Origin of the sequence: Microbacterium sp. nov. GSS16 (genome assembly GCF_028198145.1) — a bacterium.
In the GTDB taxonomy this organism is placed as follows: domain Bacteria; phylum Actinomycetota; class Actinomycetes; order Actinomycetales; family Microbacteriaceae; genus Microbacterium.
The window spans coordinates 2,490,381-2,514,587 of the sequence record NZ_CP116338.1; the positions used below are offsets into that span (position 1 = coordinate 2,490,381).

Sequence of the window (24,207 nt, forward strand, 5' to 3'; positions counted from 1 at the left end):
AGCATCCGGGAGGACGAACGTGACAGACGACAGCAGGCGGGTCTCCGAGCCCCGTGACAGCAGCGCGGCCGCGGCCGAGCACAGCTGGCGGCCGACGGCCGACGCCAAGCGGAGGTCGACGATGCTGCGCGCGATCGCCGCCGTGCTCTGGGCGATCGCCATCGCCGCCGAGGCCACCGCGATCTTCTGGCTGCTGCGGCAGCGCGAGACGACCGGCGGCGAGGGTCGGCTCATGCGCGACCCCGAGAGCGGACTGCTCGTGAAGGACGGCGCAGAGTCGGTGTTCCCGCAGTGGGCGTTCATCACGCTGCTCGTGCTGCTCGCCGTCATCGCCGCTCTGGCCATCAGCGGCTCCATCCTCTGGAAGAGAGCGAACCGGCTCGACCCGGCGCAGCGCTCCGACGCCGTGCGCTTCTTCGTGCAGAATCAGCTGGGCGCCATCATCGCGGTGGTGGCGTTCCTTCCGCTGATCATCATGGTCTTCCTGAACAAGGACATGAGCGGGCGGCAGAAGACGATCGCCGGTGCGGTCGGCATCGTCCTCGCGGTCGTCGCGACGATCATCGGGGTCGACACCGAGCCGCCTTCCGTCGAGCAGTACACCGCCGACCAGTCGACCGTCGTCCAGCTGCTCGGTGCGGATGAGGTGACCTGGGTCGACGGCGGCAGGGTGTACCACGTGTGCGATCAGGTCCCCGACATCCAGACCGGCAGCGAGATCAGGTACGGCACGACCGGTGAGGCCGTCGAGGCCGGCAAGACCCGGTTGACGCTCGAGTTCGCCTCCGAGCTGCGCACCTGCGCTCTGCCCGTGCCGTCCAACGCAGCGGAGATCGCCGATGCGCTGCGTGCGATCCGCGACGGCGCGGCGGTCACCCTGCCCGCACCGCGATGGGGGCAGGGCGATACACCCCCGATCGTCGTCGACGACGCCCCGGCGGCCGGCTGACCCGAGCCATGAGACGAAGTGAGGGAGGCACCCGGCGAACCGGATGCCTCCCTCACACGAACGGGATCAGCGCGCCGCGCTGCCCTCGACGTAGTCCTCGTCCTGCGACTTCCACGCGAACAGCGAACGCAGCTCCTTGCCGGTCGCCTCGATGGGGTGGCCCTGCTCCTTCTCGCGGAGCGCGAGGAACTCCTCGGCGCCGTTGTCCTGGTCCTCGATGAAGCGCTTCGCGAAAGCGCCCGACTGGATGTCGGCGAGCACGCCCTGCATGCGCTCCTTGACACCGGCGTCGATGACGCGCGGACCCGAGACGTAGTCACCGAACTCGGCGGTGTCGGAGATCGACCACCGCTGCTTGGCGATGCCGCCCTCCCACATCAGGTCGACGATGAGCTTGAGCTCGTGCAGCACCTCGAAGTAGGCGATCTGCGGCTGGTATCCCGCCTCGACCAGCGTCTCGAAGCCCGCCTGCACGAGGTGGCTCATGCCACCGCAGAGCACGGCCTGCTCGCCGAACAGGTCGGTCTCGGTCTCTTCGGTGAACGTCGTCTTGATGACGCCGGCGCGGGTGCCGCCGATCGCCTTCGCGTACGACAGGGCCAGCTCCCACGCCTTGCCCGACGCGTCGCGCTCGACGGCGATGATGTCGGGGATGCCTCGGCCGGCGACGAACTCGCGGCGCACGGTGTGGCCGGGAGCCTTGGGGGCGATGAGGATGACGTCGATGCCCTCGGGAGCGTCGATGTAGCCGTAGCGGATGTTGAAGCCGTGCGCGAAGGCGAGCGCCTTGCCGGGGGTCAGCTTGTCCTTGATGGACTCGTTGTAGATGGTGCGCTGGTGCTGGTCCGGCGCGAGGATCATGATGACGTCGGCCCACTCGGCCGCGTCGGCGACGTTCTTGACAGGGAAGCCGGCCTCCTCGGCCTTCGCGATCGACTTCGAGCCCTCCTTGAGGGCGATGGTGACCTCGACACCCGAGTCGCGAAGGTTCATGGCGTGGGCGTGGCCCTGCGAGCCGTAGCCGACGATCGCGACCTTCTTGCCCTGGATGATCGAGAGGTCGGCGTCTGCGTCGTAGAAGATCTCGGTGCTCACGGTGTTGTTTCTCCTTGCTAGTGGTTGAACAGGCCCTTCGACAGGCTCAGGGACCCAGAAGTTCGTATCGTCTGCGAGTCAGCCGCGCAGGACGCGCTCGGTGATGCTCTTGCCGCCGCGGCCGATGGCGAGCAGGCCCGACTGGGCGAGCTCCTTGATGCCGAAGGGCTCGAGTGCGCGCAGCAGCGCCTGCACCTTGCCCTGGTCGCCCGTGACCTCGACGACCACGGCATCCGGGGCGTAGTCGACGATCGACGCCCGGAACAGGTTGACGATCTCGAGCACGTTCGAGCGGGTGTTGTTGTCGGTGCGCACCTTGATGAGCATGTGCTCGCGCTGCACCGAGCTCGACGGCTCGAGCTCGACGACCTTGATCACGTTGATCAGCTTGTTCAGCTGCTTGGTGACCTGCTCGAGCGGCAGGGCGTCGACATCGACGACGACCGTGATGCGGGAGATGCCCGCGACCTCGGTCACGCCGACGGCGAGCGAGTGGATGTTGAACCCGCGGCGGGCGAAGAGGCCCGCGACGCGGGTCAGGATGCCCGGGGTGTCCTCGACGAGGAGGCTCAGCACGTGTGTGGACATGGCTCAGATCTCCTCATCGAATGCCGGGGCGTGATCACGCGCGTACTGGATGTAGCTGTTGCTGACGCCCTGGGGCACCATGGGCCAGACCATCGCGTCGGCACTGACGACGAAGTCGATCACGACCGGACGGTCGTCGGTCTCGAGTGCCGTCCGGATCGCGGCATCCACGTCCTCCTGCTTCTCGACTCGCAGCGCGAGGCAGCCGTACGCCTCGGCGAGTTTGACGAAGTCGGGGATGCGCACGGTGCCGTGTCCCGTGTTCAGGTCGGTGTTCGAGTGCCTGCCCTCGTAGAACAGCGTCTGCCATTGGCGCACCATGCCGAGCGACGAGTTGTTGATGATGGCGACCTTGATCGGGATGTTGTTGATGACGCAGGTCGCGAGCTCCTGATTCGTCATCTGGAAGCATCCGTCGCCGTCGATGGCCCAGACCACGCGGTCGGGCTCGGCCACCTTCGCGCCCATGGCCGCCGGAACGGAGTAGCCCATGGTGCCCGCGCCACCCGAGTTCAGCCAGGAGTTCGGCCGCTCGTACTTGATGAACTGCGCCGCCCACATCTGGTGCTGCCCCACCCCGGACGCATAGACCGCCTCGGGGCCGGTGAGCTCGCCGATGCGCTGGATGACGTACTGCGGCGACATCAGGCCGTCCTCCGGCTGGGCGTAGCCCAGGGGGAACTCGGATTTCAGCCCGTCGAGGTACGACCACCACTCCTCGGTGTCCGGCGTCCCACCCGCGATCGCGCCGCGGAAGGCCGTGTCGAGGTCGACGAGCACATCGCGCACATCGCCGACGATCGGCACATCGGCCGTACGGATCTTCGAGATCTCAGCAGGGTCGATGTCGACGTGCACGACCTTCGCGTTCGGGGCGAAGAGTGCGGCCTTGCCCGTGACACGATCGTCGAAGCGCGCGCCGAGCGAGACGATGAGGTCGGATTCCTGAAGCGCCAGCACAGCCGGGACCGTGCCGTGCATGCCGGGCATGCCGAGGTGCTGCGGGTGTGAGTCGGGGAAGGCACCACGGGCCATCAGCGTGGTCACGACGGGCGCGCCGGTCGACTCGGCGAGCGTCAGCAGCTCGGCCGAGGCGTGCGCGCGGATCACGCCGCCACCGACGTACAGCACGGGCTTCTTCGACTCGGCCAGCAGGGTGGCCGCGGCCTGGATCTGCTTGCCGTGCGCCTTGGTGACGGGGCGATACCCGGGCAGGTCGATCCGCGGGGGCCACACGAACGGTGCGATCTGCTGCTGTGCGTCCTTGGTGATGTCGACGAGCACCGGGCCGGGGCGGCCGGTCGAGGCGACCTCGAACGCCGCGGCGATCGCGCCGGGGATCTCCTCCGCGGTCTTGACGAGGAACGAGTGCTTGGTCACCGGCATGGTGATGCCGACGATGTCGGCCTCCTGGAAGGCGTCCGTTCCCATCAGCGTCGAGAACACCTGACCGGTGATCGCGACCATCGGCACCGAGTCCATATAGGCGTCGGCGATCGCGGTGACGAGGTTCGTCGCACCGGGGCCGGAGGTGGCGATGCAGACGCCGACCTTCCCGGTGGCCGCGGCATAGCCTTCGGCGGCGTGACCCGCGCCCTGCTCGTGCCGGACCAGCACGTGACGCAGACCCGAGGCATCCATGAGCGGATCGTAAACCGGCATGATGGCGCCGCCGGGGATGCCGAAGACGTCGGTGACACCGAGCTTCTCGAGCGAGCGGACGACGGCCTCGGCCCCTGAGATCTCGGGAGCTGCGGAGGGACGTGCGGGCGGCCGCGGCACGGCGGTCGCAGATTCAGGAGTCATTTCGCATCCTTGGTGATCTGTGTCGTCAGGAGGTCAGCCGGTCACCGCGCCCTGTGCGGCGGAGCGCACGAGACGGGAGTACTTGGCGAGGACGCCACGGGTATAGCGCGGGGGAAGGGGCTCCCAGCCCTCACGGCGGGAGCTCAGCTCAGCCTCCTCGACGAGTAGCTCGAGGGAGCGAGCCGCGATATCGACCCGTATCAGATCACCATCGCGCACGAAGGCGATAGGACCTGCGTCCACGGCTTCGGGTGCTATGTGGCCGATGCACAGGCCGGTTGTGCCGCCTGAGAATCGTCCGTCCGTCAACAGTAGTACATCTTTTCCGAGGCCCGCGCCCTTGATGGCCGCGGTGATGGCGAGCATCTCGCGCATGCCGGGTCCGCCCTTGGGGCCCTCGTATCGGATGACGATCACGTCGCCGGCGTTGATCTCCCCGGCCGCCAGGGCATCCATCGCCCCGCGCTCGCGCTCGAACACGCGTGCCGGACCCTCGAACACGTCCGCGTCGAAGCCCGCGGACTTCACCACGGCACCCTCAGGAGCGAGCGAGCCGTGCAGGATGGTGATGCCGCCCGATGCGTGAATCGGGTTGTCGAAGGTGTGGATCACGTCGCCGTCGACGGGATCCGGGTTCAGGTCGCGCAGGTTCTCGGCGACGGTCTTGCCGGTGACGGTCAGCGCGTCGCCGTGGATCAGGCCCTCGTCGAGCATCGCCTTCATGATCACCGGGATGCCGCCGTGACGGTCGACGTCGTTCATCACGTACTGACCGAACGGCTTCATGTCGGCCACGTGCGGGGTGCGGCTTCCGATGCGGTTGAAGTCGTGCAGCGACAGCTCGATTCCCGCCTCGTTGGCGATCGCCAGCAGGTGCAGCACGACGTTCGTCGAGCCGCCGAGCGCCATCGCCAGCGCGATGGCGTTCTCGAACGACTCCTTGGTGAGGATGTCCTTCGTGGTGATGCCCTGACGCAGCAGGTTCACGACTGCCTCGCCCGAGCGGTGCGCGAAGTAGTCGCGGCGGCGGTCGGCCGCCGGTGGCGCAGCCGAGCCGGGAAGGCTCAGGCCGAGCGCCTCGGCGACGGATGCCATGGTGTTGGCGGTGTACATGCCCCCGCACGCGCCCTCACCCGGCGCGAACGCGCATTCGATCCGCTTGAGGTCCTCCTCAGACATCCGGCCCGCTCGGCACGCGCCCACGCCCTCGAACGAGTCGATGATCGTGATGTTCTTCTCGGTGCCGTCAGAGAGCTTGACCCAGCCGGGCGCGATCGATCCCGCGTACAGGAACACGCTCGACAGGCCGAGGCGAGCGCTGGCCATCAGCATGCCGGGGATCGACTTGTCGCAGCCGGCGAGCAGCACCGTGCCGTCCAGGCGCTCGGCCATGATCACCGTCTCGACCGAGTCGGCGATGACCTCGCGAGACACCAGTGAGAAGTGCATGCCCTCGTGGCCCATCGAGATCCCGTCCGAGACGGAGATGGTGCCGAACTGCAGGGGGTACCCGCCACCCGAGTGCACGCCCTCCTTCGCGCCCTGTGCGAGCCGGTCGAGGCTCAGGTTGCACGGCGTGATCTCGTTCCAGCTCGATGCGATGCCGACCTGCGGCTTCTCCCAGTCGGCGTCGCCCATGCCCACGGCGCGGAGCATGCCGCGGGAGGTGGTCGCCTCGATGCCGTCGGTGACGACGCGGCTGCGGGGCTTGATGTCGATGTCTGGCTGGGCGCCCGACATGCCGGGCTGAGAATCGCGGGTGGACATGACGGAAGTCTATTCCGGTCGGGCGGCCCGTTCCGACGCGATGACTTCCAGAAGTTCGGCGACCTGCTGTGGGGATCCCACACGCAGCGTGGCGGCTGTCTCCCCCGGTCCGACGCGCACGCCGAGGTCGTCACGGGTGAGCACCCGCAGTGCGTCTTCGTCGGTGACGTCGTCGCCGGCGAACAGGATGCCGGTGGCACCTGTGTGCGCGCGCAGCACCGCGATCGCCGTGTCCTTCCCCTCGTCGCGCGAGGAGTACTCGAGGATGCGATCGCCGGTGCGGCGGCGCCAGTGCCGGGCGCGGCGCGCGAACACCTCGTCGACCGCTGTGAAGGCCTCCTGCTCCACCTCGGGCCGTGCGGGGCGACCGTGGATGCCGATCCCGAACGTCTTGCTCTCCAGCTCGACCCCGGGATACGCGCTCAGAAGGGGTGCGAGCTCTTCGAGCAGGGCGTCGCGCAGCATTCTGTCCGGGTCTTCGGCGTCAGCCCCCGCCTCGCCCTCCCCGGGGTACCAGTACTGGGCGCCGTGGGATCCGGCCAGCACGATCGGCGAGTCGTCGCCGTGCTCGGCGATCTCGCGCAGGTGCACGAGGCTGCGTCCGGAGATGAAGGCCACCGTCGTGTGTGGCAGAGCGGTGAGATCGACCAGCGCCTTCTGCACCTCGGGGATCGCGCGCGCCGACATCGGGTCGGCGACGAGCTCGGACGCCGTGCCGTCGAAGTCGAGCGCGACGAGCAGCCTCTGCGTGCGGGCGATCGCCGACACGGCCGGGTCGGATGCGCCCGGATGCCACTCGCGGGTCATCCGTGTGCTCCCTCGTGCCGGCGGTGGCGATTGCGCCCGGCCTGCTCGAGCGCGCGCAGGAACGACTGCGACCAGGCGGTGACGTCGTTCTCGAGCACTCGCTTGCGCAGCGCGCGCATCCGCTTGCCCTGCTCGGCGCGGGGCATCTCGATCGCGTCGACGATGGCATCCTTGAGGCCCTCGATGTCGTGCGGGTTCACACGCAGGGCCTGACGCAGCTCGTCGGCGGCGCCCGTGAACTCGCTCAGCACGAGCACGCCGCGGTTGTCGGCGCGGGTGGCCACGTACTCCTTGGCCACGAGGTTCATGCCGTCGCGCAGCGCAGTCACGAGCATGACGTCGGCGGCGAGGTACATGGCGACCATCTCCTCGCGGGGGAACCCCTGGTGCAGGTAGCGGATCGCGGTGTGTCCGAGCGTGTCGTGGTCGCCGTTGATGCGGCCGATCGCGAGCTCCACCTCGTCGCGCAGATGCATGTAGGCGTCCACTCGCTCCCGGCTCGGGCTCGCGACCTGGATGAACGCGACGTCCTCGACCGAGATGCGCGCCTGGTCGAGCAGCTCGCCGTACGCCTTGATGCGGTGCCGGATGCCCTTGGTGTAGTCGAGGCGATCGACGCCGAGCAGGATGTGCTTCGGGTTGCCCAGTCCTTCGCGGATCTCGAGTGCCCGCGCGCGGATGTCCGGGCGCTGGGCGAGCTCGCGGTAGGGCGTCGTGTCGATCGAGATCGGAAACGCCTTCACCAGCGGCATCCGCCCGTCGGGAAGGGTGATGCTCGACGCCCTCGTCTCGTGGCCGAGTCGTCGTTTGGCTGCGGCGAGGAAGTTCGCGGCGTCCTGCGCCCGCTGGAAGCCGATCACGTCGGCCCCGAGCAGCCCGCGAAGCACCTGGTCGCGCCAGGGAAGCTGTGCGTAGAGGCCGTGCGCGGGGAACGGGATGTGATGGAAGTAGCCGATGGTCACGTCGGGGCGCAGGCTGCGCACCATCTCGGGCACGAGCTGCAGCTGGTAGTCGTGCACCCAGACGGTGCCGCCCTCGGCGACGGCGTCGGCCGCCGCCTCGGCGAAGCGCAGATTGACGGCGACGTAGGCCTCCCACCACTCCCGGTGGTACTGCGGAGGCGCGATCACGTCGTGGTACAGAGGCCAGATCGTGTCGTTCGAGAAGCCCTCGTAGTAGTCCTGGATCTCCTGCTCGCTCAGGGTCACGGGAAGCAGCCGGATGCCGTCGGCGGTGAACGGCTCGATCCGCAGGTCCGCCTGGCCTGCCCAGCCGACCCACGCGCCGTCGACGCTGCGCATCACGGGCTCCAGCGCTGCGACCAGCCCGCCGGGAGACGTGCGCCAGATCTCCTCGCCGTCGGGGGTGATGATCCGATCGACCGGAAGGCGGTTGGCGACGACCACGAACTCTGCGGCGACCATGTGACTCCTCTGCTCGGTGTCCCCAGGCTACCGATGACCGCAGCGAGGGTTACGGGGGTTGACGAGCCGTCGTCAGCGCTGCACGGGGCTGATCAGGCGGTTCACGATGCCGGCGATCAGCACGATCCCCGAGGCGATGAGCGGCAGCAGCAATGCGGCTTGCGTGCCGAGGCTCTCGGCGATCGCTCCGGTGCCGGCGGAGGCCGCAGCCTGGCCGACGACCACGCCCGAGCCGAGCATCGTCATCACCGTCGCCGAGCGACCGAGCGGGCTTCGCGCCGCGCCGAGACTGTACTGCGTGACGATGGTCGGCCCGACACCGATGCCCAGCAGCGCGAGCGCGAGGATCATCGCGCCCACCGACCCGGCGGCCGCGAACAGCGCAGAGCCCGCCACGAGGATCGTCGCGAACACGATCCAGCGCGCATGCAGCGTGAATCGCGGCGGCAGCCACACGACGCCGAGCGCGAGCACGGCCGATCCGACGCCCATCACCCCATACAGCAGACCCGCCTGCTCGGCGGCCCCGCGATCGGCCATGAACGAGGTGAGCGCGGTCAGCGCGGTGCCGAAGAACAGACCGATGCCGAAGATCCCGGTCACGACCACGAGCAGGGCGGGGCGGAACAGCTCACGCGCGCGCGACGGCGCGCGGCCGTCGGAGTCGCGCTCGAGGGAGACGTGGCGTCCGGTGGGGTGCAGCGCGAAGGCTCCGACGAACAGCAGCGTCAGGGCCGATGCGATCGCGATGGGCGCCCATGGCGCGATGAACGAGGCGAGGATGCCGACCAGGAACGGTCCGAACACGAACACGGTCTCATCGGCGGCCGACTCGTACGACATGGTCGCCGAGGTGGTGCGGGCGCGCTGCATCTCGGGCATCCGCTCGGCGATGATCGTGACGAGCCGGGAGCGCGACATCGGCGAGACCTGGGGCGCGGTCGCCCCGATGGTGAAGGCCGATGCCAGCACGAGGGCGTCGGCGGCGGGGGCATAGACGATCAGGGCGAACACGGCGAGCATCGCGGCGTTCAGCACGCCGCACAGCAGCAGCACGGGTCGCTGGCCCCACCGGTCGGCCGCCGCGCCGAGGAACGGACCGACCAGTGCCGTGCCGAGGCCGACGGCGGCGGAGGTGAGCCCGCCGAGGCTCAGCGAGCCGCGGACGGTGACGACCATGGTCAGCACGCCGACGACCATCATGGCGAAGGGCAGTCGCGCGACGAACGCGATGACGAAATACGGGATGCCGATCAGCCGCAGCAGGCTCGGCGAATTGGCGGTGATCTGTGTCATGTGGCTCTCACACGTCGAGGGACGCGGGTCGGGTGCCGCCGCTGTCCGCCGGGATGCCGGCGGCCGGTAGATACACAGCAGGATCTGCTGTCAACCCTACCCGAGCATCCGGCCCGCTCGGATAGCGTGGAGCCATGCGCTATCTCCTTCGCACCGGACTCTTCAGCGCCATCTCCACGGGGTGGACCCTGCTGCGCGGCTCGCGCGGCCAGAAGTTCACGTGGCGGGCGGTTCTCGCCTGGGTGAGCTGGGCGATCACGCTCTCACTCGCGATCGGCGCGGTCAAGGACATGCGCCGCGTCGACAAGGGGCTGCCCGTCTCGGCCGACTCGCCCTTCGCACCCAAGCCCGACAAGAAGGAGCTTCGCGAGAAGCGCCGCGACGAGGTCAAGCGCCTTTCGAAGCAGCGCTGATCGCGCATCGCGCTCCGACCGCCGCCGGGCGTCGGCCGGAGCGCCGCCGAAGAGACTCAGCGGGTGAGGATCAGTGCCTCCCCCTGCCCGCCTCCGCCGCACAGCGCGGCGACCGCGGTGCCCGATCCGCGGCGTGAGAGCTCGTGCGCCAGGTGGACGACGAGGCGGGCTCCGCTCGCACCGATCGGATGTCCGATGGCGATGCCACCGCCGTGCACGTTGATCATGTCGCTCGACAGTCCCAGCTCCTGCTGCGATCGTGCGACAACCGCACCGAAGGCCTCGTTGATCTCGACGAGGTCGAGATCGTCGGCGGTGATGCCCTGCTTCTCGAGCGCCCGCTCGATGGCGCGCGCCGGCTGCGCCTGCAGCGAGTTGTCCGGTCCTGCGGTCTGGCCGCTGGCACCGATGACGGCGAGCACCGGCCACCCCCGGGCGTCGGCGTTCTCTCGGGTGGTGACGACGACGGCGGCCGCGCCGTCGGAGATCTGCGAGGCGTTGCCCGCGGTGATCGAGCCGCCCTCGGCGAACGCGGCGCGGAGACCGGCCAGCGACTCGACTGTCGTGTCGGGACGGATGCCCTCGTCGCTGGCGAGCACGATGGGCTCCCCCTTGCGCTGCGGCACGCTCACCTCGACGATCTCGGCGTCGAACACTCCCTCGTCCTGCGCCGCGGCGGCACGCTGGTGCGACAGCGCGGCTACAGTGTCCTGCATCTCCCGGGTCATCCCGAATCGCGGGTTGTGCCGCTCGGTCGACGCGCCCATGCTCTCGCGATCGTAGGCGTCGGTGAGCCCGTCGTGGGCCATGTGATCGAGGACCTCGACGCTGCCGTAGGTCCATCCCTCGCGCGAGCCCATCAGCAGGTGCGGCGCGCGGGTCATGGACTCCATGCCGCCCGCGACGACGGTTGTGGCGTCGCCGGTGCGGATCATGCGCGCCGCATCGATGATCGCCGTGAGCCCCGACAGGCAGACCTTGTTGACCGAGCTCGCCGGCACGTCCCAGCCGATGCCCGCGCCGACCGCGGCCTGGCGGGCGGCGTTCTGCCCGGAGCCTGCGGCCAGCACCTGCCCCATGATCACCGCGTCCACGGCATCCGGCGCGACCGACGCCTGCTCGAGCGCGCCGCGGATGGCCAGCGAGCCCAGCTGCGGTGCGGTGAACGAGGCCAGCTGACCCTTCAGCCGCCCCTGCGGGGTGCGGGCGGCGGCGACGATGACGATGTCGCTCATGAGTGCTCCTTCAGAGTTTCGGGGATGGTCAGTGCGGGTTCGGTGGCGGCGACGACGTCCTGCACGCTCACACCCGGCGCGGTCTCGACCAGGACGAGCCCGTCGTGTGTCACGTCGATGACGGCGAGATCGGTGATGATCCGGTCGACCACACCCCTGCCGGTCAGCGGCAGCGAGCAGTCGTTCACGATCTTCGCCGATCCGTCCTTGGCGACGTGCTCCATGAGGATGATGACCCGGCCGGCGCCGTGCACGAGGTCCATGGCACCGCCCGGGCCCTTGACCATCTTGCCGGGAATCATCCAGTTCGCCAGGTCGCCGGTCGCCGACACCTGCATGGCGCCGAGGATCGCGGCGTCGATCTTGCCGCCGCGGATCATGCCGAAGCTCGTCGCCGAGTCGAAGAACGCCGCGCCCGGCAACAGGGTCACGGTCTCCTTGCCGGCGTTGATCAGGTCGGGATCGACGTTCTCCTCGGTCGGGTACGGGCCGACCCCGAGAATGCCGTTCTCGGACTGCAGCACGACGGTCACGTCGTCCGGCACATGGTTGGGCACCAGGGTGGGCAGACCGATGCCGAGGTTGACGTACTCGCCGTCGGTGAGCTCCTGGGCGGCTCGGGCCGCCATCTCGTCGCGGGTGAGCGCCATGGTCATCTCTTCCCTTCCTGGGGGCGGGTCGTGCGGCGCTCGATGCGCTTCTCGATGTCGCCGCCCACCTCGACCACCCGGTGCACGTAGACGCCGGGGAGGTGCACGCTGTCGGGGTCGAGCTCGCCCGGTTCTACGAGCTGCTCCACCTGCGCGATGCAGATGCGGCCCGCCATGGCCGCGAGAGGGTTGAAGTTTCGTGCGGCCTTGTTGAACACGAGGTTGCCGTGCCGGTCGCCCATCAGCGCGTGCACGAGCGCGAAGTCGGTGGTGATCGCCTCTTCGAGCACGAAGTCGCGCTGCTCGCCGTGGAAGTCGAAGGCGCGCACGTCCTTGACGGGCGAAGCCACGGCGATCGTGCCGTCGGCGTTGTACCGGCGCGGGAGCCCGCCCTCGGCGACCTGCGTTCCGACACCCGTCTGCGTGAAGAATGCGGCTATGCCCGAACCGCCGGCGCGCAGCTTCTCGGCCAGCGTCCCCTGCGGGGTGAGCTCGAGCTCGAGGTCGCCCTCGAGGAACTGCCGTTCGAACTCCTTGTTCTCGCCGACGTAGGAGGAGGTCATCTTGCGGATGCGGCGCGATCCGAGCAGGATGCCCAGGCCCCAGTCGTCGACGCCGCAGTTGTTGCTCACGACGCTGAGATCGCCGGTGCCCTGCGCATGCAGCGCCTCGATGAGCGCCATGGGATTGCCGGAGAGGCCGAAGCCGCCGACGGCGAGCGACGCGCCGTGCGGGATGTCGGCGACCGCCTCGGCCGCCGATGGGAACTGTTTGTCGATCAAGACCACTCCTTCGTGTGCGCTGTCTCCAGCATCCGCGCACGCCCGACAGCAGGCAAGCCGGCGCTTGCGATGTGGTCGTCCGACCGACTAGCGTCCACATCGTGGAACGGCTGGACGGCACGCGGCGCACAGTGCCCGGAGCGCAGGCGGTCGCGCGCGCTGCGGCGCTGCTGCGCCTGGTCTCGGCATCCGCAGACGGTGTCGGCCTGCAGTCGCTGGCGCGGGATGCCGGGCTGAGCCGCTCTACCGCGCACCGCCTGCTCACGGCGCTGCGCGTCGAGGGGCTCGTCGACCAGGACGAGACGACGGCGAGATGGATGCCGGGGCCCGAGCTGTATCTGATGGGAACCGTCGCGGCCGCGCGGTACGACATCACCGAGCTCTCTCGCGACATCGTGCGATCGCTCGCCGTGAAGACGGACGAGAGCGCGTTCCTCTCCACGCGTCGTGCTGACGAGACGGTGTGCCTGGTGCGCGAGGAGGGCTCGTTCCCCATCCGCTCCTTCGTGCTCAGCGAGGGGGTGCGCTTCCCCCTCGGTGTGGCGAGTGCGGGCCTGGCGATCCTCGCTTTCCTCCCCGACCACGATGTGGATGCGTATCTCGAACGCCACCCAGAGCTGGAGGAGCGATGGGGCTCGGCGCACGGCGACCGCCCGCTGCGGCGAAGGCTGGGCGAGACGAAGGCGCGCGGGTACTCGGTCAACCCCGGGCTGATCGTGGAGGGCTCGTGGGGCATGGCGGCCGCGGTGTTCGACAGGGAGGGCCGTCCGGATTGGGCCCTCAGCATCACCGGCGTCGAGTTCCGCTTCTCAGCGGATAGGCTTCCCCAGCTGGGCCGAACACTGCTGGCGCACGCGCACCAGCTCTCGTCGCGGATCGCAGGCGGCCGCCACTGATCCATTAGATACCGTCGGGTATATACTTGTTGGTATGCATAAATCCGAAGCGGTCACGGCGATCGTTCTCGCCGCGCACGCGCTGGCGCGGATCGCCGCACACGATGCCGGCAACGACGCACCGTCGGCGCAGTGGCGTGCTCTCAGCATCCTCGATCAGCGGGGCGGGATGCGTCTCGGCGCCCTGGCGTCCGCCGCCCGCACGACGCAGCCGGGCATGACTCGCCTGATCGGCACGCTCGAGCAGGCGGGCCTGGTCGAGCGCACCGCCGACCCCCACGACTCCCGAGCCACCGTCGTCACCGCGACGGAGGCCGGAATCCGCGCCCTTGACGACTGGCGCACCGAGCTGGGCGCCACGCTGGCCCCGCGCTTCGACGGCCTCGGCGACGACGACTGGCGAGCGATCGAGCGCACCGCCGCCATCCTCGGCGAGCGCGCGCAGAGCACATCATCCGACACGACAGGAGCACACGAATGAGCGGAACACCACAGGGATCGATCTGGCGTCAGCCGGCACAGGTGTGGGCGGTCGCGTTCGCGTGCGTCGTCGCGTTCATGGGCATCGGTCTGGTCGACCCCATCCTTCCTGCGATCGCGGAATCGCTGCAGGCCTCCCCCGTCGAGACGGAGCTGCTGTTCACCAGCTACCTGCTGGTGACCGGGCTCGCGATGCTCATCACCAGCTGGATCTCCAGCCGCATCGGCGCCAAGGCCACGCTGCTGGTGGGCCTCGGGCTGATCGTGATCTTCGCCCTGCTGTGCGCGGTGAGCGGCAGCGTCGACTGGGTGATCGGCTTCCGCGCCGGCTGGGGACTGGGCAACGCGCTCTTCATCTCGACCGCGCTGGCGACCATCGTCGGCGCCGCTGCCGGCGGCAGCGGCGCCGCCATCGTGCTCTACGAGGCGGCGCTCGGTCTCGGCATCGCGGTCGGTCCGCTGCTCGGCGGTCTGCTCGGCGAGCTCAGCTGGCGCGGCCCGTTCTTCGGCGTCGTGGTGTTGATGGCCATCGGGTTCATCGCCGTGCTCACGCTCGTGCGCACCGACGGCGAGCGCCGCGAGCCGATGCCGTTCTCAGCGCCGTTCCGCGCGCTGCGCCGCCCCGCCCTCGCCGTGCTCGCCGTGGCCGCCCTGTTCTACAACATCGGCTTCTTCGTGCTGCTGGCGTTCTCGCCGTTCCCCCTCGGCTTCGGTGCCATGGGCATCGGTCTGACCTTCTTCGGCTGGGGTGTGGCACTCGCGGTCACGAGCGTCTGGGTGGCTCCCGCCCTGATGCGCCGCGCCTCTCGTGCATCGATCATCCTCATCACCCTGCCACTTCTGGCCGTCGACCTCATCGTCGCGGGTCTCGTCGTCGCCGACCCCGCCGCGCTGGTGGTGTGCATCATCGCCGGCGGTCTGCTGCTCGGCGTGATGAACACCGTCCTGACCGAGGCCGTGATGGAGGCCACCGACCTGCCGCGCTCGGTCGCCTCGTCGGCCTACTCCGCCGTGCGGTTCCTCGGCGGCGCGATGGCGCCCCCGACGGCGGCCGCCCTCGCCCACGCGTACGGCGACACCGTTCCCTACCTGTTCGCGGCGGCCGCCGTGCTGCTCGCGGCTCTGACGGTTCTTCTCGGTCGCCGCGCCCTCGCCCACATCGACGACCCGGCCGCGGGCGACGGCGAGGAGGCCGCGGCTATCCTCATCGGAGACGCCGCGTGAGCGGCATCCACCCTTCGCGCCGATGAGGAGAGAGCTCGTGACCGATTACGACACGCTTCCGCCCCGCAGCCGTCTCGTGCGCGAGCGTCTCGCCGAAGCCGGGATCGACGCCCGCATCATCGTGCTGCCCGAATCGGCGCACACCGCCGCCCTGGCCGCGCACGCCATCGGATGCCCGGTGGGCGCGATCGCGAACAGTCTCGTGCTCGTCGCCGACGGGGAGCCGATCCTGGTCATGACCAGTGGGGCCCATCGTGTGGACTTCGTCGTGCTCGCCGAGCAGATCGGGGCGGAGTCCGTGGCGATGGCGTCGCCGGCGGTCGTGCGGTCGTCGACGGGACAGGTCATCGGCGGGGTGGCGCCGGTCGGGCACCCCGCTCCCCTGCCGACCTACCTCGACGAGTCTCTCAGCGCGTTCGGCGAGGTGTGGACGGCAGGGGGCACCGCCGAGACCGTGCTGCCGCTCACCTTCGCGCAGCTGACCGAGGTGACCGGCGGCAGGATGGTGCGGGTGCGCTGATCACTCGACCATCAGGTCGTCGATCTCGAGGTCCTCGTCGAGCAGGCAGTAGATGATCAGGTCGGGGTACTCCTCCGGAGCGATGAAGAGCAGCGTGATGCCTCCGTCGCCGAACACCACAACGCCGTCCAGAGCGATGTCGTCTCTCAGCGCCTGCAGCGCCTCGACCAGGTCGGCCTCGTCGTCGTCTTCGTAGGCGGCTTCGGTGAGCTCTTCGACGACCTCGCTCTCGCGCGCCTCGAGGATCTCCTCCGTGAGACGCGCCAGGGCGTGCTTCACGGTCTCCTGCATGGTCTCGAGGTCGGGAAGGTCCTCCCGCTCGACAGGCTCCTCGTCCTCTTCGTCGTCCTCATCTTCGTCGTCGTAGTCGAACTCCTCATCGAATTCGTACTCGACCGTGACGCGTCGGCCTCCGGGCAGTTCCACGGTCGCGGTGAGCGCGCCGTCCTCATCGGTGTCGATGTCGTCGAGATCGATCATGAGAGCCACCTCCTGTCCGCCATGTTCTCACCGGGAGGCCGCGTACGGAAGAGCCGAAGGAAGCGTGGTGCCGGTGCCGCGCTGCTCTAAGGTCGTCGCATGAGGAGAACGCGTGGACGGGTCGTCGATGTCGACACGCTCGCGGACTTCGACCGTCGTCTCGCCGCAGGCGCCCGCTCGCTCTACGGATGGCGGATGCGCGCACTGGACCTGACCGAGCGCAGCAGCGCCCTGCGGTCGGTCGATGTCACCGGATCGCTGTTCCTGGGCTGTCGCCTGGCGCTCGCCGACGAGTCGTCGGTGCGGGCGCGTGGCGCGGTGGTGTTCCCGGAGGTTCCCGGCATCCCGATCGACACCTACCGCACTGCGCTGTACACGCCTGGCGAGCTGTTCGGAACCGCGGACTACGCGGACAGTCTCGATGCGCGCACCTACGCCTGGTCGAAGCGCGTGACGTCGAGGGATGCCGCGCTCGCGAAGTCGCTGCACGATCACACCATCGATCTGGCGCTCTCGGACTGGGTGAGCGGTCGGCGGCTCGTCGGCGTCATGGGCGGGCATGGTGTAGTGCGCGGCAGCCGCGAGTACGCCGACGGGGTCGAGCTCGGCCAGCACCTGTCTCAGACGCTGACGGTCGCGACCGGCGGCGGACCGGGCGCGATGGAGGCCGTCAACCTCGGCGGGTATCTCGCGGGCCGAGGAGCGGATGCCCGAGAGCACGCGCTCGGGATGCTCGCCGCGGTGCCGAGCTTCGCACCGAGCATCGCCGCGTGGGCCGACGCGGCATTCGCCGTGCGGCACGAGTTCCCCGGCGGCGGCGAATCGCTCGGCATCCCCACCTGGCACTACGGACACGAGCCGCCGAACCCGTTCGCCAGCGCGATCGCCAAGTACTTCCGCAACGCGCAGCGCGAGGCGATCCTGCTGGAGGTGTGCCAGGCCGGCATCGTGTTCCTGCCGGGGTCGGGTGGCACCGTGCAGGAGATCTTCCAGGATGCCTGCGAGAACTTCTACGCCGACGAGTCGTCGGTCGCCCCGATGATCCTCGTCGGGTGTGCGTACTGGACCGAGCAGTACCCCGCCTGGCCGCTGCTGACCGCACTCGCCGCCGGGCGGCCGATGGAGCGCCACGTGCACCTCGTCGACACCGTGCAGGAAGCGGTCGATCTCGCCACCGCCGGCACCTGAGGCGCGCAACCCGCCCGGCAGACCGATGCGATTTGGCGCGACCATCGGCCGCTGGTAATGTAATTCCTCGGCCGGGGAAATCTTCCCGGGCCACGCACCTCTAGCTCAATCGGCAGAGCAACTGACTCTTAATCAGTGGGTTCAGGGTTCAAGTCCCTGGGGGTGCACGGACAAGCCCCGAAGACTCTCGCCAGTCTTCGGGGCTTTTCTGCATGCGGGCCGCACGTCGCCACACGCCACGTAGAGTTCCGGCATGGAGATCACGCCGGACGTCGTCGTCAGCCTGCGCGCCGATGAGGTGTTCGTCTTCGGCAGCAACGCCGCAGGTCAGCACGGCGGGGGCGCCGCCCGCGTCGCCCACGAGAGGTTCGGCGCCGTGTGGGGCGAAGGGCACGGCCATCACGGTCAGTCGTATGCCATCGACACGATGAGCGGCCTCGACGTGCTCACACGTGAGGCGCGTGCATTCATCGGGTTCGCGACCGAGCATCCGGATCTGCATGTCCTGCTCACCCCGGTGGGCTGCGGCATCGCCGGATACACGCCGGAGCAGGTCGCCGTTCTGTTCGCGGGTGTGCCCGAGAACGTCGCCGTCCCCGCTTCGTTCGTGCCGTACCTCTGAGCGACTCGGCCTGCAGAGGCCGGGCGGCGGGCGCGTTTCGTGTCTGGACCGATATCCTGCAGGCGGGTTCGCCCGAGAGGCCGCGCTTATCCTGGATAGGTGACCGACACCCGCGACGACGCCGACCTCGCCGCCGATCTCGCGCTCGCTCTGCGGCTGGCGGATGCGGCGGACGCCCAGTCTCTCCCCCGCTTCGACGCGGCCGATCTGCAGGTCTCGCGCAAAGCCGACCGCACGCACGTGACCGATGCCGACCTCGCCACAGAGCGCGCGATCCGCGAGCTGCTCGCCGCCGAGCGCCCTGCCGACGGCATCTTCGGCGAGGAGTACGGCGCGGAGGGCGACACCCACCGGCAGTGGATCATCGACCCCATCGACGGCACGGCGAACTTCCTGCGCGGAGTGCCGCTGTGGGGCACGATGATCGCCCTGGCGATCGACGGCGTGCCACGCGTCGGCGCGGTCAGCATGCCGGCCCTGTCACGCCGCTGGTGGGCCGCCGACGGTCTCGGCGCGTGGACGAACACCGCGGACGCTCCCCGCCGCCTCTCGGTGTCTGATGTGGACTCGCTCGACGATGCCAGCATCAGCTTCCAGAGCATCGGTCAGTGGGCCGACGCCGGGAAGCTCCCCGAGCTCCACGCGGTCGCCGACCGCGTGTGGCGCGACCGCGCCTACGGTGACGTGTACAGCTACATGCTGCTCGCCGAGGGCCGCATCGACATGGTCGCGGAGTTCGACGTCAAGGAGTACGACATCGCCGCAGCCGTGGCGATTGTCCGAGAAGCGGGCGGCCGCATGACTGCCTTCGACGGGGCCGAGACCCTGTCGGCGCTGTCCACGCTCGCCACGAACGGCATACTGCACGACCCCTTCCTGTCCCTGTTCCGCGACGCGCGACTCCCCTGAGCACGCCGCGGCACCTCCCCTCTCCCCGGATTCCCCATGAGCCCCCGCACTCCCCTCGCCTTCAGCGCGCTCGCAGCCGTCCTCCTGCTCGCGTCGTGCTCCGCCCCGGACCCTACGCCGACGCCCACGCCCCCCGCATCGACGAGCGTCGAGCCGACGACTGCCGCGACCACCGCGCCGGTCGACGACGCCACGCCGGCGCCCGGCGCCGAGCCCACCTGCAAGACGATCATCACGCCCGGCACCGTCGACGCCCTGACCTCCCAGGGATGGACCGCGAAGCAGGAAGAGCTGCGCATCGGCGAGACGCTCATCGAGGACGGCCTGCTGTGCATGTGGGCCGACTTCAGCACGGCATCGGACCACGGTCAGATGTACGGGTGGGGCGCGCTGGACGCGCGCACCTCCGACGTCGCTCAGTCGAACCTGAAGCGCGACGGCTGGCTGCGCTCGACGGAGGGTGATCTGGTGTACTTCACCGAGGACCCGGCCTACGCCATCGCGACCGACGACGACGGCTTCGGCATGACCTACGAGTTCGGCGACGGCTGGGTGAAGTTCGCGGACACGAAACAGGGCCTGCTGCTCATCGAATGGAAGGGATGAGCGAACAGGCCCGGGAGCGAAGGCGCCGCGCGAGCGGCGCCTTCCGTCACTTCTGGCGCTGACCCCAGCTGTCGGTGCGGCGCGTCGCCGAGCCGCGCTGGCGCATCACGTACGCCATGGCCAGGCTGACGAGGATGATGCCGGCGCTGAACGCCACGCCCTGCCAGGCGGGCATCTCCCACGCGGCGCCGAGAAGCCACATGCCGCCCAGGAACAGCACGAGGAACACGATGAAGTCGACCATGTCGAAGCCTTTCCGATCGTCGGATTACCCTCTCAGCTTACCGGTCTGACCGGCGACTCCGCGGCCGCGTCCGTGGGAGCCGCGCGGTTAGAGTTGGTGCATGCCGAGGACTCGCCCGTGACCGCGACGACAGACCGTCCCTCGCGCCGCGGACGCCCGGGGCATGATCGTGCCGACGTCATCCGCGTGGGCGTGCAGCTGTTCAACGAGCAGGGCTACGATGCGACATCGGTGTCGGATCTGACCGCTCGGCTCGGCGTGACGAAGTCCGCGCTGTACCACCACGTCGATTCCAAGGAGCAGATCCTGCAGATCGCCCTCGACGACGCCCTGGGAGGTCTGGAGGATGCCCTGCACGCGGCACTCGAGCATCCCACGGCCGGTGAGCGGCTCACCGCCATCGTCGACGGCGCCGTGCGGGTGCTGACCGAGCGGCTGCCGCAGGTCACGCTGCTGCTGCGCCTGCGCGGCAACAGCGAGATCGAGCTCGCCGCTCTCGAGCGGCGTCGTCGGTTCGACCACACGGTCACCGGCATGGTGCGACAGGCGCAGGCCGAAGGACTGGTGAGAGCGGATCTGGACGCCGGTGTCGCCACCCGCCTGATCTTCGGGATGATCAACTCGGTCGTCGAGTGGTATCGGCCGGATGGCCCCGTCGACCCGCAGCTGCTGGGCGCAGAGATCCGCGCGGTCGCACTCGACGGGCTGCGCCCTCGGGTGTGAGGGGCGTGGGCCCTCGGGACTGGTCTTCCACAGTGACAGCGGCTGGTGGAGCTGGGGGGAATCGAACCCCCGTCCGACGCTGCTAATCCACGTCTTCTCCGGGCGCAGTCTGTGGAGGCGTTCTGCTCGGCTCCGACCTTTGTCACAGACACCTAAGTCGACGAGCCCAGTCTGGGAAGAGTCCCACGTGACGTCCAGACGCCGTCACGCAGCAAGATCCCTAGATGACGCCAGGGTCCGTATGGGGATCACATACGGTCTGACGGACTATCGGGCTCGCTTAGGCAGCGAGGGCGAAGTCGTTGCGCTTGGTTTCGGCAACTATGTTTTTGCAGGGAGCGTTCACGAGATAACCCTGCATCCTCGGCCCGCTTCTCGTCGATACACAGGCGCCGTCGAAACCGATCAGCCCCGTGGACCTTCTCGCGAAGGAGCCGCTGTCACACTGTGGAATTACCAGCGGGAGCATGTGCTCCCGAGCATCACAGACTACAACGGATCGACGCCGGATGCTATTCCGCCCCGGGTCCGTCCGCACCCGCCGGTCCGCGCTGTGCCGTACAGTCGCTCGCATGAGCGAAGTCATCATCACCGTCCGCGGCGAGCACGAACTGCGCGTCGCACCCGAGCGCGCCACCGTCCGACTCAGCGTGGCGCTCGACGGCCCCGAGCGTGAGGCGGTGGCGCAGCGGGTTCTGGCCCTCGCGGGGCCGGTGCGCGAGAGCATCGTCTCACGGGAGGAGGCGCGCAGCGTGACCGCCTGGACCAGCCAGCGGCTGAGTGTGTACGCCGAGCGGCCCTGGAACGCCGATGGGCGCAGGCTCGCGCCCGTCTACCGCGCGAGCATCGACTTCACCGCCACGTTCGCCGACATCTCGGAGCTGTCGCTGTGGGCCACCGAGCTCTCCGCCGAGGACGGCGTCGCCCTCGGCGGGGTCGATTGGCATCTGACCCCCGAGACCGAGCGCGAGGTCGAGCGCGAGGTCGCGACCCAGGCCGTCGGCGTCGCCGTCTCGCGCGCTCGGGCCTACGCTGAGGCGCTCGGTCTCAGCACCGTCATCCCCCTGGAGATCGCCGATCGCGGGCTGATCTCGGCCGAGACCGCCGGCTTCGCACCGGTCGCGATGCGTGCTGCCGGAGCCTTCGACACGGCGCCGGCGATGGAGTTCCAGGGCGAGGAGATCACCGTCTCCGCCACGGTGGAGGGCCGCTTCTCGGCATCCTGACGGCTCCTGCTGCGGGCGAACCGTCGCCCGCAGCAGCAGCCGTCAGCCGATGGCGAAGGGCGCGAGTTCGGCCGCGAGGCGCTCGGAGACGTGCGCGTGCACGGCCGTGCCGTTCTCCTCGTGTTCAGCCGAGACCAGGACACCGCTCTCGTGAACCGCCGAGATGAGATCTCCCCTGTCGTACGGCACGAGCGCGCGTACCTCGACGGCCGGCATCGGCAGGCGCCGCTCGATCTCGGCCCGCAGCTCCGCGATGCCCTCCCCCGTACGCGACGACACGAAGTGAGCGTCGGGTGCGAGGCCGCGCAGCACGAGGCGCTCGTCGGGGTCGATCAGGTCGGCCTTGTTGAAGACGACGATCTCCGGGATGTCCCGCCCGCCGACGTCGCCGATCACATCGCGCACCGTCTGCAGCTGCGCGGAGGGGTCGGGATGCGAGCCGTCGACGACGTGCACGAGCAGATCGGCCTGGCCGACCTCCTCCAGCGTCGAACGAAACGCCTCGACCAGCTGATGCGGGAGATTGCGCACGAAGCCGACCGTGTCGGCGAGCGTGTACACGCGGCCGTCGGCCGATTCGGCGCGCCGGACGGTGGCATCCAGTGTCGCGAACAACGCGTTCTCGACGAGCACGCCGGCGCTGGTCAGAGCGTTCAGCAGGCTCGACTTGCCGGCGTTCGTGTACCCCGCGATCGCCACCGAGGGAATGGTGTTGCGCTTGCGTTCGGCCCGCTTGGCGTCGCGCGCCGGAGCGAACTCGCGGATCTGCTTGCGCAGCTGCGCCATACGGGTGCGGATGCGACGGCGATCGAGCTCGATCTTCGTCTCACCGGGTCCACGTGAGCCCATGCCCGCGCCGCCCGCGCCGACCTGGCCGCCGGCCTGACGGCTCATCGACTCGCCCCAGCCGCGCAGTCGCGGCAGCAGGTACTCGAGTTGAGCCAGCTCGACCTGCGCCTTGCCCTCGCGGCTCTTCGCATGCTGGCTGAAGATATCGAGGATGACGGTGGTGCGGTCGATCACCTTCACCTTCACGACGTCCTCGAGCGCGCGTCGCTGACTGGAGGCGAGCTCGGTGTCGGCGATGACCGTGTCGGCGCCCACGGCGGCGACGATGTCTTTGAGCTCCTGCGTCTTGCCGCGGCCGAGGTAGGTCGCAGGGTCGGGGTGCGGCCGGCGCTGCAGCAGACCGTCGAGCACCACGGCGCCTGCCGTCTCAGCGAGGGCGGCGAGCTCGCGCAGCGAGTTCTCGGCATCCTCCTGCGCGCCCTGCGGATATACGCCGACCAATACGACGTTCTCCAGACGCAGCTGCCGGTACTCGACCTCGGTGACGTCCTCGAGTTCGGTCGAGAGGCCCGCGACACGTCGGAGGGCATGGCGATCCTCGAGGTCCCACTGCGCGCCGTCCGCGTCGGTGTGGGCGGCTGATGCCGCATCCTGCAGCGCCTGGGCTGCGCCGAAGACGCGCGCCTGCGTGCGCGGCTCTGCGTTCGCGAGCACGCGATCCAGTGCGTCCTGTGTGATGTTGTCGTCGTTGGTGTTCGTCATCCGGTGGTGAACTCTGTCCTCTCTGAGAAGCGCCTTAACCTTAGCCCGCGGTGTCCGGTACGCTCACTGCATGCCGTCGTCCGATCATTACTTCAGTGCGGCCCCGGCCAGTGCCGAGAACCTCCGAACCATCACCGTTCCGCTCGCGGGGCGCGATCGGGAGGTGACCACCGCGGGCGGCGTGTTCAGTCCCGACCGGCTCGACACCGGCACTGCGGTGCTGTTCGCCAACATGGCTCCTCTGCCGCCGAGCGGCAACTTCCTCGATCTCGGATGCGGGTGGGGCCCGATCAGTCTCACCATGGCCCTCTCGGCGCCGCACGCCACGATCTGGGCGGTCGACGTGAACGAGCGGGCGCTGGATCTCACCAGGCGCAACGCCGAGTCCCTCGGCCTCACCAATGTCAACGCCGTGAAGCCCGAGGATGTTCCCGACGACGTGGTGTTCACCACGATCCGCTCGAATCCGCCGATCCGGGTGGGCAAGAGCGAGCTGCACTCCATGCTCGAGCGCTGGATCCCCCGCCTCGACGAGCGCAGCGACGCCTGGCTGGTGGTGCAGCGCAACCTCGGATCCGACTCGCTGCAGCGGTGGATGGCTTCGGTGTTCAGCCCGGGTTTCAGCGTGACCCGCGCGGCGACCGGCAAGGGGTACCGCATTCTCAAGGTGCGCCGGCACGGCACCCCGCCGACCGCCCCGATCGTGCTGCCCGAATGAGCGATCGG

General features: G+C 69.2%; 26 protein-coding genes, 1 tRNA gene and 1 other RNA gene. 14 read left to right on the plus strand and 14 right to left on the minus strand.

Translation table 11 applies throughout. The annotated features are described in order from the left end of the window. Positions 1 to 19 precede the first annotated feature (19 nt). Entirely contained in the window at positions 20 to 949 is a 930-nt protein-coding gene (locus tag PGB26_RS11845; RefSeq protein ID WP_271637822.1) for a hypothetical protein, read from the plus strand. A 66-nt stretch (positions 950 to 1,015) separates the two neighbouring features. Here the strand turns inward: PGB26_RS11845 and ilvC are convergent, their stop codons facing one another. From ilvC to PGB26_RS11880, 7 genes are all read right to left on the minus strand, one after another. After that, positions 1,016 to 2,044, minus strand: a complete 1,029-nt coding sequence (gene ilvC / locus PGB26_RS11850) for a ketol-acid reductoisomerase (protein WP_271637823.1) — start codon at positions 2,042 to 2,044, stop codon at positions 1,016 to 1,018. Between the two features lie 78 nt (positions 2,045 to 2,122). Then, positions 2,123 to 2,632 carry an acetolactate synthase small subunit gene (gene ilvN, locus PGB26_RS11855; RefSeq protein ID WP_271637825.1) on the minus strand — a complete coding sequence of 170 codons (510 nt, stop codon included), beginning with the start codon at positions 2,630 to 2,632 and terminating at the stop codon, positions 2,123 to 2,125. 3 nt (positions 2,633 to 2,635) lie between these two features. After that, the gene (locus PGB26_RS11860) at positions 2,636 to 4,438 is read right to left on the minus strand and encodes an acetolactate synthase large subunit (RefSeq protein WP_271637826.1); all 1,803 of its coding nucleotides are present in this window, start codon (positions 4,436 to 4,438) and stop codon (positions 2,636 to 2,638) included. 33 nt (positions 4,439 to 4,471) lie between these two features. Continuing rightward, the gene (gene ilvD / locus PGB26_RS11865; RefSeq protein WP_271637827.1) at positions 4,472 to 6,205 is read right to left on the minus strand and encodes a dihydroxy-acid dehydratase; all 1,734 of its coding nucleotides are present in this window, start codon (positions 6,203 to 6,205) and stop codon (positions 4,472 to 4,474) included. Positions 6,206 to 6,214: 9 nt separating this feature from the next. Then, a complete protein-coding gene (gene otsB, locus PGB26_RS11870; RefSeq protein ID WP_271637829.1) occupies positions 6,215 to 7,012 on the minus strand; it encodes a trehalose-phosphatase in 798 nt (265 codons plus the stop codon). Continuing rightward, positions 7,009 to 8,436, minus strand: a complete 1,428-nt coding sequence (locus PGB26_RS11875) for an alpha,alpha-trehalose-phosphate synthase (UDP-forming) (protein ID WP_271637830.1) — start codon at positions 8,434 to 8,436, stop codon at positions 7,009 to 7,011. The genes otsB and PGB26_RS11875 overlap by 4 nt, the downstream gene beginning before the upstream one ends. A gap of 72 nt (positions 8,437 to 8,508) precedes the next feature. Then, positions 8,509 to 9,732, minus strand: coding sequence for an MFS transporter (locus tag PGB26_RS11880; protein WP_271637831.1), 1,224 nt, complete (start codon positions 9,730 to 9,732; stop codon positions 8,509 to 8,511). Positions 9,733 to 9,866: 134 nt separating this feature from the next. On the opposite strand from PGB26_RS11880, the gene PGB26_RS11885 reads away from it, so the two are divergent. Beyond that, positions 9,867 to 10,145, plus strand: a complete 279-nt coding sequence (locus PGB26_RS11885; RefSeq protein ID WP_271637832.1) for a hypothetical protein — start codon at positions 9,867 to 9,869, stop codon at positions 10,143 to 10,145. A 56-nt stretch (positions 10,146 to 10,201) separates the two neighbouring features. On the opposite strand, the gene PGB26_RS11890 is transcribed toward PGB26_RS11885, so the two are convergent. From PGB26_RS11890 to PGB26_RS11900, 3 genes are read right to left on the minus strand one after another with little or no spacing between them, the layout of a single operon-like run. After that, positions 10,202 to 11,380 carry an acetyl-CoA C-acetyltransferase gene (locus PGB26_RS11890; protein ID WP_271637833.1) on the minus strand — a complete coding sequence of 393 codons (1,179 nt, stop codon included), beginning with the start codon at positions 11,378 to 11,380 and terminating at the stop codon, positions 10,202 to 10,204. After that, positions 11,377 to 12,030 carry a CoA transferase subunit B gene (locus tag PGB26_RS11895; protein WP_271637834.1) on the minus strand — a complete coding sequence of 218 codons (654 nt, stop codon included), beginning with the start codon at positions 12,028 to 12,030 and terminating at the stop codon, positions 11,377 to 11,379. Before PGB26_RS11895 ends, PGB26_RS11890 begins: the two co-directional genes overlap by 4 nt. Positions 12,031 to 12,032: 2 nt before the next feature. After that, entirely contained in the window at positions 12,033 to 12,812 is a 780-nt protein-coding gene (locus PGB26_RS11900) for a CoA transferase subunit A (protein ID WP_271637835.1), read from the minus strand. Between the two features lie 110 nt (positions 12,813 to 12,922). Between PGB26_RS11900 and PGB26_RS11905 the strand changes: the two genes are divergently transcribed. From PGB26_RS11905 to PGB26_RS11920, 4 genes are read left to right on the plus strand one after another with little or no spacing between them, the layout of a single operon-like run. Next, complete coding sequence (locus PGB26_RS11905; protein WP_271639659.1) at positions 12,923 to 13,708, plus strand: IclR family transcriptional regulator; 786 nt, start codon at positions 12,923 to 12,925, stop codon at positions 13,706 to 13,708. Between the two features lie 34 nt (positions 13,709 to 13,742). Then, positions 13,743 to 14,189 carry a MarR family winged helix-turn-helix transcriptional regulator gene (locus PGB26_RS11910; RefSeq protein ID WP_271637837.1) on the plus strand — a complete coding sequence of 149 codons (447 nt, stop codon included), beginning with the start codon at positions 13,743 to 13,745 and terminating at the stop codon, positions 14,187 to 14,189. Beyond that, on the plus strand, positions 14,186 to 15,412 hold the full coding sequence (locus PGB26_RS11915; RefSeq protein ID WP_271637838.1) for an MFS transporter: 1,227 nt from the start codon (positions 14,186 to 14,188) through the stop codon (positions 15,410 to 15,412). Before PGB26_RS11910 ends, PGB26_RS11915 begins: the two co-directional genes overlap by 4 nt. 22 nt (positions 15,413 to 15,434) lie before the next feature. Next, complete coding sequence (locus PGB26_RS11920) at positions 15,435 to 15,932, plus strand: YbaK/EbsC family protein (protein WP_442922984.1); 498 nt, start codon at positions 15,435 to 15,437, stop codon at positions 15,930 to 15,932. Here PGB26_RS11920 and PGB26_RS11925 read toward each other — a convergent pair whose 3' ends face one another. Further along, the gene (locus tag PGB26_RS11925) at positions 15,933 to 16,412 is read right to left on the minus strand and encodes a hypothetical protein (RefSeq protein WP_271637841.1); all 480 of its coding nucleotides are present in this window, start codon (positions 16,410 to 16,412) and stop codon (positions 15,933 to 15,935) included. A 99-nt stretch (positions 16,413 to 16,511) separates the two neighbouring features. On the opposite strand from PGB26_RS11925, the gene PGB26_RS11930 reads away from it, so the two are divergent. The 5 genes from PGB26_RS11930 (at position 16,512) to PGB26_RS11950 (ending at position 19,737) form a co-directional block, all read left to right on the plus strand. Further along, entirely contained in the window at positions 16,512 to 17,600 is a 1,089-nt protein-coding gene (locus PGB26_RS11930; RefSeq protein WP_271637843.1) for an LOG family protein, read from the plus strand. A gap of 94 nt (positions 17,601 to 17,694) precedes the next feature. After that, positions 17,695 to 17,767, plus strand: a tRNA-Lys gene (locus PGB26_RS11935). A gap of 86 nt (positions 17,768 to 17,853) precedes the next feature. Then, positions 17,854 to 18,222 carry an A1S_2505 family phage non-structural protein gene (locus PGB26_RS11940; protein WP_271637844.1) on the plus strand — a complete coding sequence of 123 codons (369 nt, stop codon included), beginning with the start codon at positions 17,854 to 17,856 and terminating at the stop codon, positions 18,220 to 18,222. A 99-nt stretch (positions 18,223 to 18,321) separates the two neighbouring features. Continuing rightward, complete coding sequence (locus tag PGB26_RS11945) at positions 18,322 to 19,131, plus strand: inositol monophosphatase family protein (RefSeq protein ID WP_271637845.1); 810 nt, start codon at positions 18,322 to 18,324, stop codon at positions 19,129 to 19,131. Positions 19,132 to 19,167: 36 nt separating this feature from the next. Then, the gene (locus PGB26_RS11950; RefSeq protein ID WP_271637846.1) at positions 19,168 to 19,737 is read left to right on the plus strand and encodes a hypothetical protein; all 570 of its coding nucleotides are present in this window, start codon (positions 19,168 to 19,170) and stop codon (positions 19,735 to 19,737) included. A 46-nt stretch (positions 19,738 to 19,783) separates the two neighbouring features. On the opposite strand, the gene PGB26_RS11955 is transcribed toward PGB26_RS11950, so the two are convergent. After that, positions 19,784 to 19,981: a hypothetical protein gene (locus tag PGB26_RS11955; RefSeq protein ID WP_271637847.1), complete on the minus strand. Its 198-nt coding sequence runs from the start codon at positions 19,979 to 19,981 to the stop codon at positions 19,784 to 19,786. Positions 19,982 to 20,098: 117 nt separating this feature from the next. On the opposite strand from PGB26_RS11955, the gene PGB26_RS11960 reads away from it, so the two are divergent. Next, entirely contained in the window at positions 20,099 to 20,704 is a 606-nt protein-coding gene (locus PGB26_RS11960; RefSeq protein ID WP_271637848.1) for a TetR/AcrR family transcriptional regulator, read from the plus strand. A 43-nt stretch (positions 20,705 to 20,747) separates the two neighbouring features. Here PGB26_RS11960 and ssrA read toward each other — a convergent pair. Next, positions 20,748 to 21,117: a transfer-messenger RNA gene (ssrA, locus tag PGB26_RS11965) on the minus strand. A gap of 159 nt (positions 21,118 to 21,276) precedes the next feature. Here ssrA and PGB26_RS11970 point away from each other — a divergent pair. After that, the gene (locus PGB26_RS11970) at positions 21,277 to 21,930 is read left to right on the plus strand and encodes an SIMPL domain-containing protein (RefSeq protein ID WP_271637849.1); all 654 of its coding nucleotides are present in this window, start codon (positions 21,277 to 21,279) and stop codon (positions 21,928 to 21,930) included. Between the two features lie 42 nt (positions 21,931 to 21,972). Here PGB26_RS11970 and hflX read toward each other — a convergent pair whose 3' ends face one another. Beyond that, complete coding sequence (hflX, locus tag PGB26_RS11975; protein WP_271637850.1) at positions 21,973 to 23,481, minus strand: GTPase HflX; 1,509 nt, start codon at positions 23,479 to 23,481, stop codon at positions 21,973 to 21,975. Between the two features lie 70 nt (positions 23,482 to 23,551). On the opposite strand from hflX, the gene PGB26_RS11980 reads away from it, so the two are divergent. Beyond that, positions 23,552 to 24,199, plus strand: coding sequence for a class I SAM-dependent methyltransferase (locus PGB26_RS11980; RefSeq protein ID WP_271637852.1), 648 nt, complete (start codon positions 23,552 to 23,554; stop codon positions 24,197 to 24,199). Positions 24,200 to 24,207 lie beyond the last annotated feature (8 nt).

What these genes read in the sequence shown, in the direction of transcription:
- PGB26_RS11915 (WP_271637838.1), top strand. Translation starts at nt 14,186, where the DNA reads ATGAGCGGAACACCACAGGGATCGATCTGGCGTCAGCCGGCACAGGTG.
- PGB26_RS11895 (WP_271637834.1), bottom strand. Translation starts at nt 12,030, where the DNA reads ATGGCGCTCACCCGCGACGAGATGGCGGCCCGAGCCGCCCAGGAGCTC.
- PGB26_RS11980 (WP_271637852.1), top strand. Translation starts at nt 23,552, where the DNA reads ATGCCGTCGTCCGATCATTACTTCAGTGCGGCCCCGGCCAGTGCCGAG.
- PGB26_RS11875 (WP_271637830.1), bottom strand. Translation starts at nt 8,436, where the DNA reads ATGGTCGCCGCAGAGTTCGTGGTCGTCGCCAACCGCCTTCCGGTCGAT.
- PGB26_RS11970 (WP_271637849.1), top strand. Translation starts at nt 21,277, where the DNA reads ATGAGCGAAGTCATCATCACCGTCCGCGGCGAGCACGAACTGCGCGTC.
- PGB26_RS11910 (WP_271637837.1), top strand. Translation starts at nt 13,743, where the DNA reads ATGCATAAATCCGAAGCGGTCACGGCGATCGTTCTCGCCGCGCACGCG.
- otsB (WP_271637829.1), bottom strand. Translation starts at nt 7,012, where the DNA reads ATGACCCGCGAGTGGCATCCGGGCGCATCCGACCCGGCCGTGTCGGCG.
- hflX (WP_271637850.1), bottom strand. Translation starts at nt 23,481, where the DNA reads ATGACGAACACCAACGACGACAACATCACACAGGACGCACTGGATCGC.
- PGB26_RS11920 (WP_442922984.1), top strand. Translation starts at nt 15,435, where the DNA reads ATGAGGAGAGAGCTCGTGACCGATTACGACACGCTTCCGCCCCGCAGC.
- PGB26_RS11885 (WP_271637832.1), top strand. Translation starts at nt 9,867, where the DNA reads ATGCGCTATCTCCTTCGCACCGGACTCTTCAGCGCCATCTCCACGGGG.
- PGB26_RS11880 (WP_271637831.1), bottom strand. Translation starts at nt 9,732, where the DNA reads ATGACACAGATCACCGCCAATTCGCCGAGCCTGCTGCGGCTGATCGGC.
- PGB26_RS11930 (WP_271637843.1), top strand. Translation starts at nt 16,512, where the DNA reads ATGAGGAGAACGCGTGGACGGGTCGTCGATGTCGACACGCTCGCGGAC.
- PGB26_RS11860 (WP_271637826.1), bottom strand. Translation starts at nt 4,438, where the DNA reads ATGACTCCTGAATCTGCGACCGCCGTGCCGCGGCCGCCCGCACGTCCC.
- ilvN (WP_271637825.1), bottom strand. Translation starts at nt 2,632, where the DNA reads ATGTCCACACACGTGCTGAGCCTCCTCGTCGAGGACACCCCGGGCATC.
- PGB26_RS11940 (WP_271637844.1), top strand. Translation starts at nt 17,854, where the DNA reads ATGGAGATCACGCCGGACGTCGTCGTCAGCCTGCGCGCCGATGAGGTG.
- ilvD (WP_271637827.1), bottom strand. Translation starts at nt 6,205, where the DNA reads ATGTCCACCCGCGATTCTCAGCCCGGCATGTCGGGCGCCCAGCCAGAC.
- PGB26_RS11950 (WP_271637846.1), top strand. Translation starts at nt 19,168, where the DNA reads ATGAGCCCCCGCACTCCCCTCGCCTTCAGCGCGCTCGCAGCCGTCCTC.
- PGB26_RS11890 (WP_271637833.1), bottom strand. Translation starts at nt 11,380, where the DNA reads ATGAGCGACATCGTCATCGTCGCCGCCGCCCGCACCCCGCAGGGGCGG.
- PGB26_RS11925 (WP_271637841.1), bottom strand. Translation starts at nt 16,412, where the DNA reads ATGATCGATCTCGACGACATCGACACCGATGAGGACGGCGCGCTCACC.
- PGB26_RS11955 (WP_271637847.1), bottom strand. Translation starts at nt 19,981, where the DNA reads ATGGTCGACTTCATCGTGTTCCTCGTGCTGTTCCTGGGCGGCATGTGG.